General features: G+C 34.4%; 19 protein-coding genes and 1 pseudogene. 19 read left to right on the top strand and 1 reads right to left on the bottom strand.

Annotation, left to right across the window (positions count from 1 at the left end; translation table 11 throughout):
* A partial coding sequence (locus ACJAT0_RS06875) for a polysaccharide ABC transporter ATP-binding protein (protein ID WP_415181068.1) occupies positions 1–852 on the top strand: 852 nt, incomplete at its 5' end.
* A gap of 1 nt (position 853) precedes the next feature.
* Here the strand turns inward: ACJAT0_RS06875 and ACJAT0_RS06880 are convergent.
* The gene (locus ACJAT0_RS06880; RefSeq protein ID WP_415181069.1) at positions 854–1,312 is read right to left on the bottom strand and encodes a class I SAM-dependent methyltransferase; all 459 of its coding nucleotides are present in this window, start codon (positions 1,310–1,312) and stop codon (positions 854–856) included.
* A gap of 208 nt (positions 1,313–1,520) precedes the next feature.
* Here ACJAT0_RS06880 and ACJAT0_RS06885 point away from each other — a divergent pair, with 208 nt between their 5' ends.
* From ACJAT0_RS06885 to ACJAT0_RS06970, 18 genes and pseudogenes are all read left to right on the top strand, one after another.
* Complete coding sequence (locus ACJAT0_RS06885; RefSeq protein ID WP_415181070.1) at positions 1,521–2,426, top strand: glycosyltransferase family 2 protein; 906 nt, start codon at positions 1,521–1,523, stop codon at positions 2,424–2,426.
* Positions 2,423–4,099, top strand: a complete 1,677-nt coding sequence (locus ACJAT0_RS06890; protein WP_415181071.1) for an FkbM family methyltransferase — start codon at positions 2,423–2,425, stop codon at positions 4,097–4,099. Before ACJAT0_RS06885 ends, ACJAT0_RS06890 begins: the two co-directional genes overlap by 4 nt.
* Positions 4,100–4,111: 12 nt before the next feature.
* On the top strand, positions 4,112–5,401 hold the full coding sequence (locus tag ACJAT0_RS06895; protein WP_415181072.1) for a glycosyltransferase: 1,290 nt from the start codon (positions 4,112–4,114) through the stop codon (positions 5,399–5,401).
* A 2-nt stretch (positions 5,402–5,403) separates the two neighbouring features.
* Positions 5,404–6,183: a glycosyltransferase family 2 protein gene (locus ACJAT0_RS06900; protein ID WP_415181073.1), complete on the top strand. Its 780-nt coding sequence runs from the start codon at positions 5,404–5,406 to the stop codon at positions 6,181–6,183.
* Complete coding sequence (locus ACJAT0_RS06905; RefSeq protein WP_415181074.1) at positions 6,176–6,994, top strand: glycosyltransferase family 2 protein; 819 nt, start codon at positions 6,176–6,178, stop codon at positions 6,992–6,994. Before ACJAT0_RS06900 ends, ACJAT0_RS06905 begins: the two co-directional genes overlap by 8 nt.
* A gap of 50 nt (positions 6,995–7,044) precedes the next feature.
* Positions 7,045–7,914: a glycosyltransferase family 2 protein gene (locus tag ACJAT0_RS06910; RefSeq protein ID WP_415181075.1), complete on the top strand. Its 870-nt coding sequence runs from the start codon at positions 7,045–7,047 to the stop codon at positions 7,912–7,914.
* Between the two features lie 17 nt (positions 7,915–7,931).
* On the top strand, positions 7,932–9,053 hold the full coding sequence (locus tag ACJAT0_RS06915; protein ID WP_415181076.1) for a glycosyltransferase family 4 protein: 1,122 nt from the start codon (positions 7,932–7,934) through the stop codon (positions 9,051–9,053).
* 48 nt (positions 9,054–9,101) lie between these two features.
* A pseudogene (locus ACJAT0_RS06920) lies at positions 9,102–9,392 on the top strand (GDP-mannose 4,6-dehydratase); the annotation flags it as partial.
* Between the two features lie 128 nt (positions 9,393–9,520).
* A complete protein-coding gene (locus tag ACJAT0_RS06925) occupies positions 9,521–10,522 on the top strand; it encodes a glycosyltransferase family A protein (protein WP_415181077.1) in 1,002 nt (333 codons plus the stop codon).
* A 43-nt stretch (positions 10,523–10,565) separates the two neighbouring features.
* Entirely contained in the window at positions 10,566–11,639 is a 1,074-nt protein-coding gene (locus tag ACJAT0_RS06930) for a glycosyltransferase family 2 protein (protein WP_415181078.1), read from the top strand.
* A complete protein-coding gene (locus ACJAT0_RS06935; protein ID WP_415181079.1) occupies positions 11,640–13,121 on the top strand; it encodes a hypothetical protein in 1,482 nt (493 codons plus the stop codon).
* Between the two features lie 9 nt (positions 13,122–13,130).
* On the top strand, positions 13,131–14,261 hold the full coding sequence (locus ACJAT0_RS06940) for a glycosyltransferase (RefSeq protein ID WP_415181080.1): 1,131 nt from the start codon (positions 13,131–13,133) through the stop codon (positions 14,259–14,261).
* A 54-nt stretch (positions 14,262–14,315) separates the two neighbouring features.
* Positions 14,316–15,485: a cytidylyltransferase domain-containing protein gene (locus ACJAT0_RS06945; RefSeq protein WP_415181081.1), complete on the top strand. Its 1,170-nt coding sequence runs from the start codon at positions 14,316–14,318 to the stop codon at positions 15,483–15,485.
* Positions 15,472–16,344: an N-acetylneuraminate synthase family protein gene (locus ACJAT0_RS06950; RefSeq protein ID WP_415181082.1), complete on the top strand. Its 873-nt coding sequence runs from the start codon at positions 15,472–15,474 to the stop codon at positions 16,342–16,344. Before ACJAT0_RS06945 ends, ACJAT0_RS06950 begins: the two co-directional genes overlap by 14 nt.
* A 111-nt stretch (positions 16,345–16,455) precedes the next feature.
* Complete coding sequence (locus ACJAT0_RS06955) at positions 16,456–17,874, top strand: UDP-glycosyltransferase (RefSeq protein WP_415181083.1); 1,419 nt, start codon at positions 16,456–16,458, stop codon at positions 17,872–17,874.
* A complete protein-coding gene (locus tag ACJAT0_RS06960; protein ID WP_415181084.1) occupies positions 17,874–19,016 on the top strand; it encodes a glycosyltransferase family 4 protein in 1,143 nt (380 codons plus the stop codon). Before ACJAT0_RS06955 ends, ACJAT0_RS06960 begins: the two co-directional genes overlap by 1 nt.
* On the top strand, positions 19,013–20,479 hold the full coding sequence (locus tag ACJAT0_RS06965) for a glycosyltransferase family 2 protein (protein WP_415181085.1): 1,467 nt from the start codon (positions 19,013–19,015) through the stop codon (positions 20,477–20,479). The genes ACJAT0_RS06960 and ACJAT0_RS06965 overlap by 4 nt, the downstream gene beginning before the upstream one ends.
* Positions 20,476–21,507 (top strand): hypothetical protein, encoded by a 1,032-nt coding sequence (locus ACJAT0_RS06970; RefSeq protein ID WP_415181086.1) that lies wholly within the window; start codon positions 20,476–20,478, stop codon positions 21,505–21,507. The genes ACJAT0_RS06965 and ACJAT0_RS06970 overlap by 4 nt, the downstream gene beginning before the upstream one ends.
* Positions 21,508–21,574 lie beyond the last annotated feature (67 nt).

Genomic DNA, 21,574 nt, shown 5'->3' on the forward strand with positions numbered 1-21,574 from the left:
GGTGCGATTCTAGGAATGAATAAAACAGAGATTTCTAGCAAGATTGATGAAATCATAGAGTTCTCAGGTTGCCAAATGTACATAGATACCCCCGTAAAACGTTATTCTAGTGGGATGCGAGTGCGGCTAGGCTTTGCCGTTGCTGCTTTTTTAGAACCAGACATTCTAGTCGTAGATGAGGTACTGGCGGTAGGAGATGCTGAGTTTCAAAAGAAGGCTATAGGAAAAATGCAAGATATTTCAAATACTAATGGGCGTACGGTGCTTTTTGTAAGTCATGATATGAGTGCAATTCGAAAGTTATGTAACAGAGTCATTATGTTACACAATGGAACTGTTGTATTATCAGGAGAAACTGAAGAAGTTGTTAAGTCTTATTTATCTAAACATAACATAGCAAAGATAAAAGAGAATTTAAGTAATCATATAAACAGGGTCACAGAAAGTTCCATTCTTAAAATGATTTCTATAAGAAATTCTAATGGAAGTGTTTTTTCTAATCAAGACTGCACGTTTAAAGTCGAATTTGATAGTAGTGACTTAACATTTTTTTCTATTGGTTGGTTGGTTAAAGATTATGACGAAAATGTAGTATCAGCTGCTAGTATGAAAAGAATTGGCGCTGAGCACAAAATAGAAGAAAATAAGAATTTTTTTATTTTAACTTTAGAAAAACTCCCTTTATTCCCAGGAATTTACTCTTTATCACTTTTTTTAAATGATGGTAATCTAGATGTTGATATCATTCATGATGCTATTTATTTTGAAGTATTATGGCAAAAAAAAAATAATTTTGAACAGCCTCTAAATTCTTGGGGTAAAACATCAATTATTTTCAACACCGAATACTAAATTATAACGGACTGCATATAATTGTTTGTGTTCTTTGTTCTCTATTAGATATGAAATGTTTTTCTATTTTAAAGTAGGAACTTATAAACTCATTGAATTCAGAATAAGACCATTCTCTAATATATGTAGGTTTTTTGGGTGGGCCATTTTGGCTACCACTGTATACTAAATCTCTTACAGTGGCACTAATAACTAATTTTTGAAATTTATTAACACTCTTTATTTTGATAAGAAGTTCCTTAGGATCTAGAACATGTTCTATAACATCAGAACAGATTACCATTTGAGACTCTAGTAATGACATATCTGTTTTTATGGCATTTAGCCATTTGTTATGAGGGTATTTTTTTCTTAGGTAGCTTAAAGTTGGTTCAATATCTAATCCTTTAATATCATAACGGGAAAAGTATTTTATTAATTTGAAACCAGAACCACAACCAATGTCTATTATATTTTTCACATTCATTTAATGCGCTCTCATATACTTCTAATTGCCAATTATCATCGTTTAACGTGTCATCGAAATATTTGTAGCTGCCCCTATGCAAATATCAAGCTTTAATACCGTATCTCTTACCTTTAAGAAAACTGACCGTGCGGTTTATTGAGTATGTTATTTTTTTGATAAACATTTTCTTTATTTTTGTGTTAAATTAAGCTTTTATTCCATGAAAATAGCAATTGTTATATGTACATATAACCGAGTTCTATTACTCGAGAAATGTATTGCCGCACTTTTACCACAGCTTGAAAACGTTGTAAAACGGATTGAAATAATCATTGTGGATAATAACAGCTGTGATGGGACTTTTGAATTTATAAGTGCAATCGCGAAAAAGCATCAGTGTATAAGGTATTTAAAGGAGGAGAGAATAGGTTTGTCTTATGCTAGAAATAAGGTTATCGAAGAAAAAGAAATAGACTGGATAGCTTATTTAGATGATGATGGTATCCCGTTTGCCAATTATATTCAAGAGTTATGTTATACAATTGATCAATTTGATTTTACCTGTTTCGGTGGAACATATATAGGATATAGCCACATAGAAATACCTCAATGGTTACCATCTAACTTCGGCTCAAAAAAAATACTTTCAGATATAATTACTGAAGTTGAAAGTGATGAATTATCGGGAGGAATCTTTTGCGTGAAAAGGAGTGAATTGGAAAAAATAGGAGGGTTTAATACTAAATACGGAATGAACGGCAGGCAAATGGCATTTTCAGAAGAAAATGATGTTCAACTCCGTCTTAGACTCAATGGGGCTTCAATTGGTTATAATCCTAATCTTCGTATGCATCATTTAACAGCTCCTGGAAAGTTAAAGTTATTTTGGCACTTAAAATATTGTTATGCAATAGGGAGAGATAATTTCGCTACAAATAAACGTTTTGTATCACGTACCTTAATATTTAGAAGATGTATATCTAGTATTTTATTTTTGTTTCCTCAGCTTTTATTACGATTGATAAAGGAAAAAGATTTTTATATTCAAAATTTAATTATTGAATTTTTTAAGCCTACATTATATTTAATTGGTTTAAGGTCAAATTATTACAAGTTCAAAGCATGAATATAGCACCCATTGTTTTATTCGTCTACAATAGACCTGAACATACTAGAAAGACACTAGAGGCTTTGCGACTTAATGACCTAGCGAGTGAATCCATATTATACATTTATGCTGATGGGGCTAAGCAAAATGCTAGTAAGACACAATTAGAAGCTGTAGCTGCGACTAGGAAAGTAATAAAAGAACAATTATGGTGTGGTGATGTTGTACTAATAGAATCACAGGAAAATAAGGGATTAGCAAATTCAGTAATTAGTGGTGTTACCGATGTAATTGAGAAGCACAAAAAGGTTATAGTTTTAGAAGATGATATAATTGTTAACTCTGGTTTTTTAAGGTATATGAATACATCTTTACATCTTTATGAAAAAGAAGGAAGCGTGTTTGGTGTTTCTGGTTATAAGTTTGAATCTAATAGGATAATTAAAGACAAAACTTACTTTTTACCTGTAATGAGTTCTTGGGGTTATGGAACTTGGAAGGATAGATGGGAGAAAATAGACTTTGATTCAAAAAGTTTACTTCAAAAAGTTTTAGATAGAGATTTAATGGGCAAAATGAAATTTGGTAAGTTTAATTTTTATGATATGCTGCAACAACAAGCGAATGGTATCATAGATTCTTGGGCGGTAAGGTTTTATACAAGTATGATTATACAAAATGGGCTGTTTTTATTTCCTAAAGAATCATTACTAACAAATATCGGATTTGATGGCTCTGGCGTGCATTGCGATAATGCAAGCTCACCTTTATTTGAAACTATCACCGCATTAAACATTGAAAAAATTGAGGTTAAAGTAGAAAAACGAATATTGAACCTGTTTAAAGTTTCTAAAAATAAAAAACAATCTATACTGAAAGGTTTTAGGGAAAAAATAAAAAGAGTTATTGCACCAGAACTTCTAAATTATATTAGAAGAAAAAGAGGTGCAAAAAAAATTGATCCATTTGAAGATTTGAGAAATATGCCTCGATTTGTTGAGACAAAATGCAAATTAGACAATGTGCCAATTGTAATTCCAGATGCAGCTTCTTTTCTATTCATGCATAAAGAGATATTTGAACAAGAAATTTATAAATTCATAGCACCAACTGATGAACCTTTTATAATTGATGCAGGAGCAAACATAGGTCTTTCAACTATTTATTTTAAAAAACTTTACCCTAAAGCAAGCGTTTTGGCCTTTGAACCAGATGATTATATTTTTAAATATTTAAAAAAAAATATTTTACAATTTGGTTTAAAAGAGGTGCTATTAATTAAGAAAGGTTTGTGGGATAAAGAGATAATGTTGGGATTCAATTCAGAAGGAGCTGATGGCGGCGCGATTGATTTTAATGAGCAAAAGAAAACGCAAAACGAAATTGAAGTTACTTCCTTAAAACCTTTTTTAAATAGGAAAGTTGATTTTCTTAAAATAGACATAGAAGGTGCAGAGTACACTGTTTTACAAGATATTAAAGATAGGCTTAACCTTGTGGATAATATCTTTGTCGAGTATCACTCATTTGTTAATCAGGAACAGAAATTAGGAGAAATAGTTTCTATTTTGCAAAAATCAGGATTTAGATTACATGTTAATTCGCCTGGCCTTTCAAGTGTACAGCCTTTTAAAAAAATAAACACTTATAATGGTATGGATATGCAACTAAACATCTATGGATATCGGTAAACTCAAAACTAAATGAAAATACTCCTAGTGAATACCTACGATAATGGTGGCGCTGCAAACGCTTGTATTAGATTACACCAAGGTTTGCTTAATCAAGGGGTGGCTTCTAAATTATTACTATTGCATAAAACTAAGGATATTGAAAAATCCTTTTTGTTTAAAAAGAATCCTGAAACAAACAATCGGTCAAGGAGCTATTATTTTAAACGAATACAGCAAAAAATAGCAAAGAAGTGGAACTTACCTTTTTTAAAACCTAGGTTAAGTAAAGAAGAAGTGTTTCTTAAAAGTAGAGCAGCAGGACTTGAGTTGTTTAGTTCTCCATATTCTAAATATGATATCACCAATTCCCCATTGTATCAAGAGGCAGATATCATCAACCTACACTGGGTGGCAGGTTTTCTAGATCATGAATCTTTTTTTAAGAAAAATAAGAAACCGGTTATCTGGACGCTTCATGATATGCACCCTTTTACTGGAGGCGAACATTATGTAGAAATGATTCATGGAATAGATGATCAAGGAATGCCTGTTAAAAGAAATGTTTTAGATATTGAAAAATCATATTCTAAAGAAAACTTGGATTATATAATCAATTCATTAGAATTATTTAAATCTTTGAGCATAGTGGCACCTTCGAAATGGTTACAATGTGAAGCCAGTAAAAGTGAGCTTTTCAAAACAAGAAAAGTACATTTAATACCAAATGGCTTAGATGTAAATACTTTTAAAAATAGAGATAAAACTTTTGCAAGAGAATTATATAGTATACCACTGCATAAGAAAGTCATATTATTTGTAGCAGATTCTATTTCCAACAATAGAAAGGGATATGTGTATTTAAAAAGAGCACTAGAAAAGCTTGATCAAGAAGATGTCATATTGTGCTCTATAGGTAAAGGCAAACCAGTATTAGAAAGCGACATAGAGGTAAGACATTTGGGTTCTATTTCAGACGAAAGGATCATAAGTTTAGTTTATTCTTTAGCAGACGCTTTTGTAATACCTTCCTTGATGGATAATTTGCCTAATACAGTTTTGGAATCTTTACTTTGCGGTACACCAGTAATTGGTTTTCCTGTAGGTGGTATTCCAGACATGATTGAACATGGTAAAAACGGATTGTTAGCCACAGAGGTAAGTGTAGATTCTTTAAAAGAAGCCCTTGAATATTACTTATTAAATGGAGTCGCATATTCCAAAGAAGAGATTAGAACTCTAGCGGTTGAGAAATATGATCAAAGTGTGCAGGCTAAGACTTATTTAAAATTGTTTCAAGAAATACATTTCAAGAATAATTAACTATGCTCATCTCCATCATAACAGTAACTTACAACGACGTCCAAGGTCTGGAGCGCACTATTAAAAGCGTTCAAGAACAAACGGCGACCAACTATGAGCATATACTTATAGATGGTGGTAGTACGGATGGTAGTAGAGCGTTGATAGAGCAGCATCAGGACCGTTTTTCTTACTGGTCTAGTGAACCAGATAATGGGATATATCATGCGATGAATAAAGGGATTGCAGTGGCTCGTGGTGATTATTTACTTTTTTTAAATGGTGGTGATCATTTTAAAGATGAAAGTAGTTTATCAATTTTAGTAGGAGGGATTGATGAGAATCAACAAGTTGAACTAGTTTATGGTAATATAGAGGTTGTAGCAGATCATACTGGGATAAAGAAATACCCAGCTCATCTCACATTGGATTATTTAATTAAAGATAGTTTACCACATCCAGCAACTTTAATTAGAAAAACCTGCTTTAATAGTCACCTTTATGATACCTCATTAGAAATTGTCGCCGATTGGAAGTTTTTCCTATTAGGGATATATAAACAATCTTTTAATTATACTTATGTAGATGATACGATTAGTGTTTTTTATTATGATGGTATAAGTAGTCTGCAACATGTTAAAATCAGTAAGGAGCGCAGGGATGTAGTCAAACAATATTTCCCAGATAAACTTAGATTGCACTATTTTTATTATCCCGGTAATTTAAAACAGATTTTTAATGATGTAAAAAAGAAGGTTAACTCTTTGATGAAAAGAATAAAAACGAGACTTACACATGGCTAAAGTATCTGTTATTGTACCATGTTATAATCAAGGAGCATTTCTTGAAGAATGTTTACAGTCTGTAGAGTGTCAAAGCTATCATGATTGGGAATGTATAATTATTGATGATGGATCAACTGACGATTCAGGAGCCATCATTGAAAATTTTATCAAAGATAGAATAAGGTTTAAGCTCATAAAGCAAAGTAATGCTGGGGTTTCAACTGCTCGTAATAATGCCATAAAAGCGAGTAATGGGGTTTTTATTCTACCCTTGGATGCGGATGATAAATTATCCCCTAATTACCTCGAAGTGTGTGTAAATATTTTAGAAGAGCTACTAGGTATCTCTTTAGTTTACGGAAAGGTAAAAAAATTTGGAGATAATAATGGATTTTGGAATTTACAACCCTATTGTTTTGAAAAACTCTTAGAAGAAAATATGATACATTGTTCCGCGATGTACTTAAAAACGGAATGGGAAAAAACAGGAGGTTACGACGCGCAGTTAAAAGTGGGATTAGAAGATTGGGAGTTTTGGGTCAATTTGTTAGATAAAAATTCTAAAGTAATATATTCAAAAGACTGTATTTTACATTATCGTACTAAGAAGAAATCGCGTAACAATAGTTTTACTGAAAGAGAAAGACATAAGATTAAGGTTTATATAGGTAAAAAACACCTTGGAAAATACTATTCGTTAATTTCTAATCTGCCAGATTATATTGCTATGAATCGTAAAGAGATAAAGCGTTTAACTATACTGAGCAAAAGTAAAAAGAATGCTTTAAGTGTTTTAATCACTTTTTTGAATGTATTTAAAAAGTCATAAGTTATTATTTAACTTATGACTTCTAAATAGAAAATGAAATAGATGTGCACTTGATTTCTGTTATTATACCCGTTCATAAAACTATTCCTTATTTAAAGGAATGTGTTGCTAGTGTTCTCTGTCAGTCACATTTGAATTTAGAAATAATTCTTGCTTGTAATGGAAGCTTGATAATTGAAGAATGTCAATCATTTTTAGGTACTGTAGATGAACGTCTCTTATACATTAAGACCAAACCTGGGCGGCACAATGCTAGAAACGAGGCGTTAAAAATCGCAAAAGGTGATTATATACAGTTTCTAGATTATGACGATATTTTGTATCCAGCAAAATTAGAAATTCAATTAGATAGCCTTAAAAGACAACCTGTAGATATTGTTATTTGTAAATGGAAAAAATTCACAAAGAACCTTGATGAATATTACAAATTTCCATTTGATTCTTTATTTGATCTACAAAGAAGTACCGCTGTAGAACTCATTAATAGTTTAGGTGAAAATGGAGGTTTTATTGCTACAGCTGCGTATTTATTTTCTAGAGAACTAGCATTAAATGCGCAATGGATCGATGCGCCTAACGATGATGCCGTTTATTTTTCTGAGCTTAGCAAATGGAACCCTACGATCAATATGGTTAATAAGGAACTCGTAGGATATAGAATTCATGATAATAATACAAGTTCACAACATACTAAGTCAAGCCTTAATAAGTTGATAGTAGGATGGAAAATCATTGAGAAGAATTTAAATTTTTACAAACAAAGTTCTAAAAAAAAGTATTTGTTTCAATCCTACCTTCATCTTTTGTCCATTTCCATTCAAGTAGAAAATTATAAAAAGTTTGAATTAATTTGTCACTGTTTGAAATTTTCAACAAGTTTGAAGGATATTAAATCAGTAGCAAGGTGTTTAAGAAGCTAGATGATGAAGAAACAATTATGAAGAAAGCTAAAATAGCAATCATAGGGCCGTTTAACAATCGTGGTGGAAGAGAAATAGAAGTTGCTTTTATTGCAGACTCTTTAAGTACTGTGTACGATGTTACCGCTTATTCTACAGAGTTTATGGAAAAGGATAATGATATTTCACTAGTTAACCCTTCGCTAACGGTTTACTCTAAATTCCAACCATTATCTAGCAAAATAAAAACCTTATTAGGAAAGAGTATTAGATATGATAAGGTCTATTTAAAAAAAAACGATTCAAGATCTGTTTTAGAGTTAGAAAAGGTGATTGTTGATGTTGATCTGGTTTTTATTTTGGCACAATTAACTTCTGCACACACAAAGAAAATTATAAGCCTTGCAAAGAAATATCTAAAACCGGTACTTTTTAGAACTACAGGAACGATTACACAGCGTGATATCCATCATCCATCCTTTGATTACCTAGAAGACGTAAATTTATTCATCAACCATTCAGAGTCAAATTCAATTTTTTTTAAAGAAAGACCTAGTATCTTTTATAAGGTCATAGATCAATGCGTTTTTAACGAAGAATTTATAAATACTTCAATCGAACCTATTAACCAAATCACTCAGTTCTATGCCGCATCTAGATTGGATAAAAATAAAGATATAGTCACCATTATAAGAGCTTTTAATTCTATTTCAAGCCATTCCCACTTACAACTGCATGTCATAGGTGATGGCCCCGAAATGAATCAGTTACAAAAAATTGCACAACACAACACAAATATTAAATTCTATGGACATTTAGAGCACAACGCAATGATGGAGGTTATTTCTCATCTAGATTGTTTAATTATTTCATCTAGAGAAGAGTCGGGACCATACAATGCATTAGAAGCTATGATTTTAGGATTGCCAATAATATCTACTAGAGTGGGAGCAATGACATCGAGATTTACAAACGAGGATTCTATATGGTTTGATGCTCAAGATTGGAAAGCTCTTGCTCATAAAGTCTTAGAGTTTTCAAGCTACGATCAAAATACTATTGTTCAAATACAAAAGAGGAATAATGAGATTTATCAAACCTATCATTTAAAAGAAACCATAGCAAAAGCTTACTTAGATGCCGTAAGTTTGCATATCTAATCAAAATTATGAAGTAAAATGAGTTTGTTAATCTAAGGAGCAGCAGGTAACGTAGGAAGTGCTTTGGCTTCCTTTTTATTAGAAAAAGGATATCATGTCATTGCGCTAGACAACCTATCCACCGGCTCAAGAAATAAATTACCTGTTGAACATACGCTTGGTTTTACTTTTATAAAAGCAGATTGTAATGATTACCGACAGCTTTCTCAAATCATGCTTTCCAGAACTATTGATGATGTATTTCATTATGCGGCAATGGTAGGGGTACAAAGAACATTGAATCACCCTATCGAAGTTTTGAAGGATATAGATGGTGGCTGGTTACTAATAAAAAAATGATTGATGGACTGATCAAGTACCATCATAAATGGGGAAAGCCTAAGGCCATTCAAATAAAAAAGGTTGTTTCTTCCTACCTTAACAATTTTAAATTTAAGAGCCTTTCAAGGTTTCTATTCCTTAGATAAATGAGAAAAGGCGATAACCCCATACGTGATCAAAGAGTAGCAAAGACTGACACGCAGCATACGGTAGTTATTCCGTATTTTATTTCTAAGGATTCTTATTTTGAAGATACTTTGAAGATATTAGAATACTGTTTAAGTTCTTTAAAATCTAATTCTTGCTATCACTCTAACGTGCATGTTGTTGCCAATGGTTCTCACTCAGCGTTGGTGCAGCAACAATTATGTGATTTTATGGAGCAAGGACTGATAGATGATTTAAGTATAATCACTCGACCTATAGGTAAAGTAAATGCTATTCTCAGTGTATTAAGAAACGTGCGTTCTTCTTACGTAACCATAACAGATGCAGATGTGCTTTTCTTACCTAGTTGGGATGAGCATGTATTTGATGTGTTTCACCATTTTCCTAAAGCAGCAGCAGTATCACCAGTACCTATATTTAGAACCTATAACCGTTTAACCGCGAATATATGGTGGGATTATTTTTTCTCTAGTAAGCTTAGTTTTACGCCGGTAAAGGATAAGGACTCCTTGACTATGTACGCTAAGAGTATAGGCTGGCCATGGCTGGATGATAAGTTTAAAACATCATACATGACGCTAAGTTCAAAAAAGGGATTTAAAGCAGTAGTGGGTAATGGACATTTTTGTGTTACTTATAATACTTCTGTTTTTAAAGCTTTGCCTTATGAAAATACAGAGTTTATCTTAGGCGGGGATTCTGAACATAAATACTTGGATCAACCTGCGGCTTTATGCGACGGATATAGACTGGCAACACTATCTAATCATGCTTATCATATGGGGAATCAAGCAGAGCCATGGATGTGCGAGTTGATGTCCAGTTTTTCTAGTATTTCCAAAACACAGTTGCCTATTGATGCTACAATTTTTAAATTGCAAAAAACATCTTGTTTCCTTAAATTTAAATGTTTTAAATACCTGCTAGTTAAATTAAAATTGTTAAAATGGTTTTATCAACAAAAGGGCCTTTTAAAATAGAAAACGCACTTTATTACCTAATACGTTCAAACCGTAAAATTAAATGAGTCTCTCCATAGTTATAGTAAATAGAAATAGAAGTTTTCATATCCTTGCTAAAACGCTGGATTCTATCTGTCCACAATTAAATGATTCCACTAAGTTGGTCGTTGTTGATTATGGTAGTTCAGAGTCATACCAGTCAGATCTGGAATATTTAATCAATTCTTTTACTTCCGTCCAATTGATTTTATGCCCAACCCAAGGTCAGCTTTTCCATAAGACACGCGCTATTAATATGGTCTTGAAGGGTTGCACAACTACTTATTTTATGGTATTGGATATGGATTGTATCGTGCATCCTAATTTCATTAAAAAAGCGATCGAGCTCGCCTCTGAGAACACAGTTTACAATTTTCCTTATGGTTTTTTAAAAGAAGAGGAATCTAAGAAATCAAAAGCATTTGGCGAATATAACATTGATTTTATAGGAGGATTAACAGGTAGCGCTATTTTTAATACCCAGAAGCTACAAGATTTGAATGGTTTTGATGAGTTCTATCACAATTGGGGTGCCGAAGATGCCGATATGTTTGATCGTCTAGAACACATAGGAGTTACAACAGTTCTTTATCAAGAAGAGTTGCTGCTCTTGCATCAATGGCATGAAAAAAATTATAGAAATCCTAAAAGTAAGCAAGCTTTTCACAGCCATTTAGAGAAGATCAATCATGAATATTATGGGCTTTCGCGAAAGCGAAACACTACTAAAGCCAATTTAAATCACCAATGGGGTTTGTTTTGTGATCCTAACGAGTATGCTGTTTTAAAGGAACCTTTAGAGACCTGGCACTTTAAGAATTACCGCCAAGAAGTGGAAGGCTTATTCATCAGTTTGGTAGAACACCCACTGAATACACCTGTGAAGATTAAAATAAGCAAGCTGTCAAAAAGCATCAAAGGGGTTTTTAAAAAAATGATAAACAGAAGTGTAAAGCCTATTCTATGTATGGAAGAGGTCAATGATAGGTTGCTAGAAACCCTGATGTTACATTATAGAAATAACGCTTATTCTTTTGAGTACGACAGGCAGTTAGGAGTTATTCAATTATATATTCATGCAGAAACAAAGGAGTAAATGATAGAGGGAGTTTCTAATTATCAAGATATCAAGCAATTTATTCTCGACATTGAAAATAAATACCCTGTAGATCAATGGATGTATAATGATATTCATTTTTGGCCACATATAAGAGTACAATTGTATTATGCTCTTATCCATTCTTTAAAGAAAAAGTATGTTAAAATTCCCTATGATAACATTTCTAAGAAAGAAAGCAAATCAAAATCAGACAAGCTTATCCAATTATGGAGTTCTTATTTAAATTATAATCGATTCTTTAAAAGTATTGCGCCTAAAGCATTGCTATTTATGAGTCTGGATATGCATAAAGTCAAACATGAAGGTGTCTATTTCAATAGGTTCTTTGATTCTATGATCTCTGCAAACGAATTAGAAAACGACTCTTTTACTTTCGAAATAAAAAAGAATCCTTTGCCTTGTTATAATCAAGCTTCTGTTGAGAAAGTAAGTCCGTATTTAGAGTTTTATTATAAAAAACATAAATTATTTAAGGCTTTTAATGCGATTAAAAATCAACAAGCTCATTTTGTGGAAGGGCTCGATCAATTAAAACAATTTCTTATTGAATGTGGTCTTTATAAAATTGCTGAGCAACTGATGGAAAGTAGATTGGATGTTTGGTCCACTAAGATTCGAGTATATGCTAATTTTTATAAGCAATACTTGATAAAGGCCAAAACAAAGAAAGTAGTATTGCAGAGTAATACGGGCTTTGATTTTATGTACGCAGTAATTTTTGCAGCAAGGAAAATAGCAATACCGACTATTGAAATGCAACATGGATATCAAACCGATTTACACATGGGTTACTGTAATTGGACGAAAGTTCCCTTTAATGGATTTAATATACTGCCTTTAGAATACTGGTGTTGGGATAAATACTCTAAAATAGGAATTGAAGAATGGTCTAAAGCTACAAATGTCAAAGCTAAAGTTTATGGTAATCCATGGATATCAAATTACTTGAGGCATAGTTCTAATGCGATAAACAATACAACTTCGACTATTCTCTACACACTTCCATTATTCGAAATAAATGAATTGGATAGTATATTTCCCAGTGGCGTTTTAGGGTTATTAAGTTTAAAGGATGTGCGAATCAAACTAAGATTTCACCCTAGACAAACACCTAATATTTCTGGGTTAAAGGACTTTTTTAAGAATAAAGGAATAAATTATTCAAATTTCGAATTTCAAAACCCTAGAGGTGTCTCATTGCCTTACACTTTATTAACTACTGATTTACATATAACAAATGCTTCTGCATGTTTGTTAGAAGCTTTTCAAATGAATGTTTCTTCTATAGTTATCGATGAAGTTGGACAAAGTGTTTATCAGGATTATTTTGATAATCAATTAATATTCTATGTAAACAAATATGAACATAGTTTCAAAAGTCAAGCATTGGAAATTATGTCTTTTAAAAATGAAATTAGATATGATGTAGCCCAAATTGAAAACCCTTTAAATTTTTAAATTTACCTTGTGAAAATACTATTAGTTTCCATGAATAACCTCCACTTCACTCGTTGGTCCGACCAATTGCGGGAAAGTGGCCATGAAGTGTTTTGGTTTGATATTAAAGATCAAGGTTATTCCCCAGCTATGAGTTGGATGACTCAAGTTGTGGGTTGGAAAAAAGGTTTTTTAAAGAAAAAAGGCAGGTCTTTTATAAAAAAAAGAGTTCCTAAATTATTTTCCTTTTTGTCCTCTCAGTTGGATGTGCCAGTAGAAAAAGCTTTTGAAAAAGCCTTGCTCGATATACAACCAGATGTAGTGCATAGTTTTGCTTTGTACATTTCTTGCACTCCTATTTATGGGGTGATGAAGAAATACAATGAAGTCAACTGGTTGTATTCTTCTTGGGGCAGTGATTTATTTTATTTTAGGAATAAGCCAGCACACTTAAAAGACATTAAAGAAGTGTTGCCTCGAGTCAACTACATGTTTGCCGATTGTAAAAGAGACCAAGGCATTGCTAACGAATTAGGTTTTATAGGAACACATTTAGGAGTGTTTCCTGGTGGTGGTGGTTTTGATTTAAGTGTTTTTGAAAAGTATAAAATTCCTTTGGTGAAACGCAAGATCATCGCAGTAAAAGGCAACCAAAATAGATCTGGTAGAGCAGTGCCTGTATTAAATGCACTGGAACAACTTTCTCTTCAACTTGCAAATTTTGAAGTGGTAGTTTTTGGAGTAGAAAATGATGCGGTCTTTCAATTTCAAGAGTGCTCTATACCGCATTTGACCATAAAAGGACTTATGGAGCACGAGGAGTTGATCCAACTCTTTTGCAATAGTTTAATTTATATAGGAAATTCTAATAGCGATGGAATGCCCAACACCTTGTTAGAGGCTGTTTGTGCCGGAGTATTTCCTATACAATCCAATCCTGGTGGTGCTGTAGAAGAACTTATACAAGATAAGGAAAATGGATTACTCATTAAAGATTGTGAGGATGTAAAGCATATTAAAGAAATTATTTTGATGGCTATTACAAATCCCTTGCTTTTAAAAAATGCGATGGCTTTTAACAATAAACAAATGGTACCCTTACTCTCTAGAGATGCGATAAGTGCACAAGTCTTAAATGCTTATGCATCGATTAAAAGGTAATATGTAAACAAGTTCTCCCCTTGTTTACTTAAATTTGAACCTAACCCTATAACTATGAAATCCATAGGATTTATCCCATTACGTGAAGGCTCCAAAGGCATTCCTGATAAAAATAAAAAAAAGCTTTTAGGAAGGCCTCTTTTTTGTTGGGTATTGGGAGCAGCCATTGCCTCAAATCTTGATGAAGTTTATGTTTATACAGATGATGAGGATATTCTTTCCTTTATTGATAAGGAATACCACTGGACCCATAAGGTAAAAACGGTAAAACGCAGTGAACAAACTGCCACAGATACGGCAAGTACGGAGATGGCAATCATGGAATTTGTAAATGGTTTAAAATCAAGCTTTGATGTATTCTGTTTATTGCAAGCCACATCGCCTTTTACAACCGCCATAGACATTAATAATACGCTAGATGCTGTAATAAACGGAAAGAATTATGACAGCGCACTTACGGTAGTCAACACACATAGATTTACCTGGCATGCAGACGGTACCCCTAAGAATTATGATATCTTTAATCGGCCTAGAAGGCAAGATTTTGAAGGCCTGCTTATAGAAAACGGTGCTTGTTATGTGACGACTCATTCCGCTTTACGCGAAAGTAAAAACAGAATAAGCGGGAATATAGCAACAGTTCCCATGACTGAGCAAAGTCTTACAGAGATAGACTCTTTAACCGATTGGAAAATAGTGGAGGAATTGCTGGCTGCTCGTTTGAAGTTACAGAAACAAAGTGAGCGGATTACCCACCTTATTTTAGATGTAGATGGCGTTTTTACAGATGGTTGTATCTATTATGGAGCAGATGGGGAAATGATGAAGAAGTTTGATATGCGAGACGGAATGGGATTAGAAATTCTTCGTCAGTACGGCGTTGAGGTAATGGTCATGACTTCAGAAAACTCAAAGATTGTTGCCAGTCGGATGAAAAAATTAAAAATTGAAGACGTCTTTCTAGGAGTCAAAGACAAGTACAGCTTGCTTTCTAGAATCGTTAGGGATAGAAATTTATCCTTTTCGCAAATTGCTTATATGGGTGATGATGTAAACGACTTGGCCAATATGTGTGCTGCTGGCTGGTCACTTGCTCCAGCAAATGCCACACAGCCCATAAAAAATCACGCAGATGTGATCCTGCAAAATGACAGCGCAAACGGTGCCATCCGAGAAGCGACTGAATTTATTATAAAATACAACCATCGTTATGACAAAGTATAAAGCACCTTATACCATAGCAGAAATAGGTGGGAACCATAAAGGGGATATGGAAATCGCTAAGGAGCTGATTAAAGTAGCGGCCATCTTTTGTAAAGTAGACGCGGTAAAGTTTCAAAAACGTTATAACAAAGAATTCCTTACAAAAGAGCAGTACAACGCACCGCACCCGAACCCAGTGAATTCTTATGGAGACACTTATGGGGAACACCGGGAGTTTCTTGAATTTGATGTCCATCAACACGCCGAGTTAAAAGCCTATTGTGAAGAAGTAGGAATTACTTATTCTTCCAGCGTTTGGGACACCACAAGTGCCCAAGAAATTGCAGGATTGAACCCAGAATTCATCAAGATTCCGAGTGCTTGTAACAACCATTACGAGATGCTAGGCTGGTTGTGTGAAAATTACAAAGGGGAAATTCACTGTTCTACAGGAATGACGACTAAACAGGAGATGGAAGAACTGGTTCAGTTTTTTGAAAAACACAATCGAGCAAAAGATTTGGTATTGTACAACTGTACTTCTGGTTATCCGGTACCCTTTCCAGACGTGTGTTTGTTAGACATCTCTACCATGATAGAAAAGTATGGCAGTCGCGTAAAAACCATTGGTTTTTCAGGTCATCATTTAGGAATAGCTGTAGATATAGCTGCTTATACATTAGGAGCCAATGTAGTAGAACGCCATTACACACTTGATCGTACCTGGAAAGGAACCGATCACAGCGCCTCTTTAGAGCCAGCTGGAATGAGAAAACTAGCGCGAGATTTAAAAGCAGTTTATCAAGCTTTGGATTATAAGAAGACGGATATTCTACCTATTGAGCAAGTACAACGCGATAAGTTGAAGTACCGAAAATAAATTTTGAGGGCACATATTTTTTAAAGAGGTGGTAGTTCTGTACTGCGCTCAAACGTACAGAAACAATAGCATGCCTCCTCAAGTAAAAGGGAGAACAATTAAAAAACTAAAATGAGTGATCATAAAACCAGCAACCCTAAGGTTTTTATTCTTTTTCCTGATGGAGTAGGATTGCGCAATTTTGCATTTACCCATTTTAAAGAAATAGGAGAACAGCAAGGCTTTGATACCACCTATTGGAACAACACTATTTTTTCTCTCCAAGAAGAATTAGGCTATCCCGAATTAAAGATCGAAAGCACTAAAATACATCCTAAAACTACGGTGCTCAGTCATGCTCGCAAAAGGGTGGAGTTAGCGCTTTCGCGAAAGCGCACGAATGATAAAGTATATACTACTTATAGATTTCCGTTGCGATGGAACAACCTTAAAAACATACTAAAAAGTGCTTTTGTAACATTTCATGAAACTTTTAGTGCTACCCCTCAGGGTTGGCAAAAATTAATGGATCAAATAAATACTGCAGAGCGCTCTACGCTGCGTTATCAAGAATTGAAAGCCCAATTAGAAGAACACCAACCGGCTTTGGTTTTTTGTACGACCCAACGTGCGACACAAGCCATAGCACCTCTTCTTGCGGCACAAGATTTAGGGATCAAGACCGCCTGCTGGATCTACAGTTGGGATAACCTACCCAAAGGAATGAGTACGGTGGAGACCGATTATTATTTTGTTTGGTCTGAGTTGATGAAAGCACAGTTGTTGGAATATTACCCCAAAACAAAATCGGCACAAGTTTTCGTTACCGGAACCCCACAATTTGAGCCTCATTACGATGCTTCTTTATTGCTTTCGCGAAAGCAATTCTCTGAAGCTCAAGGTTTAGACACTAACACCAAGTACATCTGTTTTTCGGGAGATGATCAAACCACTTCGCCATTAGATCAATATTATTTGGAAGACACGGCTATCGCGGTACGCCAACTGCGAGAAGAAGGTCGTGATTTGGCGATTATTTACAGAAAAGTGCCTGTTGACTTTTCTGGAAGATACGATGCTGTTTTAGCGCAGTATAAAGACGTCATCATTTCTATAGATCCTTTGTGGAAGCCTATGGGGGAACAATGGAATCAAGTCATGCCTACCAAAGAAGATTTTGCTTTATTGGTCAATACCTGTTACCACAGCGAACTGGTCGTCAACATTTGTTCCAGTATGGTATTTGATTTTGTGATTCACGACAAGCCTACCATTTATCCTAATTATGAGCAGCCACAGCTTCAAAAAGGAATGCGCGATATAGGACAAAATTACAACTACATACATTTTCGTTCCATGCCAGATGCTGCTAAAAGTGTCACTTGGGCAAAGAGCAAGTCTGAAATTTATGATGGGATCAAAGGCTTATTAGATGGGGAGTTGAATCCAGTTCCTGTGACTAAAGAATGGTATGGAATCGTCAATAAACCGGAGTTCCCTGAAGAGGCTAGTAAGCGTATTTGGGAAGGGATTAATCAAATAACGAACTAATGCACATCGCCTATCTCACACCAGAATATCCGCATAAGAAAATCAGCAATGCTGGCGGAATGGGGACCAGTATAAAAAATTTAGTAGAAGCACTAGCCGCAATCGGTCATCAGATTAGCGTATTGGTATATGGGCAAAAAGAAGATTGTGTTTTTGAGGAGGGTACTATAACTTTTCACCTCATAGCTCAAAAGACATATAAATTAGGTGGTTTTTATTTTTATAGAAAACATATTCAGAATTACATCATGGATCATTCTGAGGGTATAGAAATTATTGAAGCACCTGATTGGACAGGAATCACGGCTTTTATGCATTTTAAAATACCGTTGGTGATACGCTTTCACGGCAGTGACACTTACTTTTGTCATATCGAAAACAGACCTCAAAAATGGAAGAATAGATTTTTTGAAAAACAAGCAATGAGCAAGGCCGTCGCTTTTATAGCACCTACTCATTATGCCGGAGAAGTATCCATGAGGTTATTGGACTTACCTATGCATAAATTGAAGGTGATACACTACGGATTGCAATTAGAGAATTTTCAAAACAACCATCCAGAAGATTTTACAGCCTACAGCTTATTGAATATTGGCACTTTGATAAGGAAAAAAGGAGTATTTCAATTGATAGAAATATTTAATAAATTGGTGGAACTAGAGCCTACAAGCACCTTGGTTTTTATAGGAGCAGACAGTGGAGATGTCCAAACGGGAGCTAGCTCTACCTGGGAGCTTATGAAATCAAAAATGACAGCAAATGCTGAGGCTCGCATTTTTTACCTAGGTAAAGTCCCATATCACGAAGTGCAAAGTGAAATAAAGAAAGCCCATGTATGTGTTTTTCCATCACTTGCAGAAACACTGGGAATGGTCACTATAGAAGCTATGGCATTAAAAAAGGCAGTGGTAAATACCAACATTGGCTGGGCACAAGATTTAATAGAGCATGGGGTTGATGGTTTTATGCATCATCCAGACGATATAAATAGTTATATCAGTACTATTTCTATTCTTTTTAAAGATCAGCTTAAGGTGGAACAAATAGGTCAAGCGGCTAGAGTAAAAATAGAGGCGAGATTTGATATCAATAAAATAGCGCATCAAAATTTAGAGTTGTACAAAAGTATTTCTTCTCAATGATTTCTCTTCTACATCATAAGGGCATAGCGATGACTAGGGGTTATAAAGGTCTGCCAATAGTGGAGGCCATTTATAAATGTGCTCAAGTAAATACTGATGATTATTTATTGGTTCATGAGAAAACAGCAGACATTGATACATTCAAAAATGCTTTACCAGAATTACATCATCAGGCCTATTTCTTTTCTAATTACAATCATACACATGAAGATTTTGGATATGTAGAGGATGGTCCTTTTTTAAATATCAATAAAAAAGTTAGGTATCCCACTTGGCTAAAAGGGACAGCAATCGTTTGCATACATGCAAAGCTTGTAACTATGACGGCTTTTTCACACGCTTCTGAAAAGGACTACCTGTACTGGTTAAATTCCATTGGTAGATTGTCCAGACCTTTAGGTGTTTTAAATTACCAAATTCCTACAGCCATTCAAAATGAAAAGTTTAAAGAAAAAGACCTTTATAGGTTTGTAAAACAGCATTATAAAACGAGGTGGGTTTTCATTTTGCTTCTTTGTCATTTGTGGTATGAGAAACGGTTTCCGATAAGCTCTTTTATTAAAGCGTTTTTTTACAAAAAGAAAGACTTAAAAATTCAGATTCAGGAGTTGCAAAAAATCAGAGAAGTTGATACAACTATAAATTTTGATTACGATGTAGTCATTCCTACTATGGGTAGACCTAGTTATTTGAAAAAGGTATTGGAAGATTTAAACGAGCAAAGGGTTACACCTAATAAGCTCATTGTCGTCGAACAAAATGCGGATGTTAATGCAACAAGTGCATTAGACTTTATGAAAAAAAAGCGATGGAATTTTGAAATTATTCACGAATTTACTTCTGTTACGGGAGCCTGTCGTGCTCGCAACAGAGCAATATCCTTAAGCAATGCCAGCTGGATATTGTTATTTGATGATGACCTGCGTGTTCAAGATAATTTTTCTGATAAAATATTAGGTTTCATTAATGAAGGTAAAGAGAAGTGTATTACCTTTTCTTGTTTGCAAAAAGGGGAAGTTGAAATTGGAACATCTTTTAAGCAATGGGAATCTTTCGGCTCGGGCTGTTCTATCGTTCATAGAGAAATAGTAGAGGGATGTAAATTTGATATGACTCTGGAGCATGGATATGGAGAAGACGTAGATTATGGAATGCAAATACGTCAAGCAGGGTTTGATGTGATTTATGCTCCTCAAATACAATTATTGCATTTAAAAGCACCAGTTGGTGGTTTTAGAAAACCTCATGTGTTTCCATGGCATAATGACCCTATACAACCCAAGCCCTCACCGCAAATTATGTACCATCGTAAGAAGAACTATACCCACAAACAATTGCTGGGTTATAAAATGGTGCAGTTTTTTAAAACCTATGGAGTTTTTGACACGAAACTACCCTGGACGCATTATAAAAAATACAAGCAAGCTTGGGAACAAAGTGAAAAGTGGGGTACTCAATTATGATACAGCTATACACGTATCAGGAATTGTTGATTCCAGGAAATAGAAGAGAAGTTCATCCTTTGTTGTTTGACCTGCATTATTATGAACAGGCTCATTTCTCTGTTTTTGAATGTTATTCTTTAGTAGAAAACCCAGATGAGGCAGCTGCTTTTATCTTTCCGATCAACTATTTTACGATTGCGCAAAAAGGCTATGAAGAACAGTACAAAATGCTTTATCAACTGGCCGTATCAAAGGGAAAAAAGATGCTGGTTTATACAGGCGGTGATTATGGCAAAACCTTTAATGATAGCGTCATCATTACATGGCGCAATGCTGGTTTTAAGACTTCTAATGATAGCAATACCTTTGTTCTTCCTGCCTTTATGAATGATCCTTTAGAAAATGATTTTTTAGAGCTTCAACCTTCAGTTTATCAAGAATTGCCTCAAATTTCTTTTACGGGATTTGCAAACCCAAGTTTTAAAGAACAATTGCGTATTCTTGGAGCAACTTTAAAAGCCAACTTGAATCGCTGGCTTAAAAAGGATAAAAGTGACACACAATCCATTTATAATGCTGCAGGAAAGAGGTTTGCCTATCTCAAAGAGTTAGAGTCAAACCCATCTATCAAAACTGATTTTATATATAGAGATAAGTACCGTGCAGGCGCCATAACTCAGGAACAAAGAGAGACAAGCACTGCGGTGTTTTTTAAAAACTTAAATGATGCTCCGTATACGTTTTGTTTGCGGGGTGCTGGGAATTTTTCGGTACGTTTTTATGAATCGCTCGCCTTAGGAAAAATACCTATACTTATAGACACGGATGTGCAATTACCTTTAGAACAGCTGATCGAATGGGACCAACACATCTGTCGTGTTGCACCACATGAAGATGTAATGGAGAGATTCCTAGAGTTTCATAAATCTCATACGGCAACTTCGTTTGAAGAATTGCAAATTTCTAATCGCAGTCTTTATGAAAATTACTTAGTCAGACATGCCTACTTTTGTAAATTGCACGATTGCTTAAAAGCCCTATTATAATTTGAAGATTTCCCTCATCATTTGCACCTATAGGAGACCAGAACCTTTGTCCAAGTTGCTAGAATCT

The sequence above is a fragment of the Nonlabens sp. genome (genome assembly GCF_047636915.1).
Classification (GTDB): domain Bacteria; phylum Bacteroidota; class Bacteroidia; order Flavobacteriales; family Flavobacteriaceae; genus Nonlabens.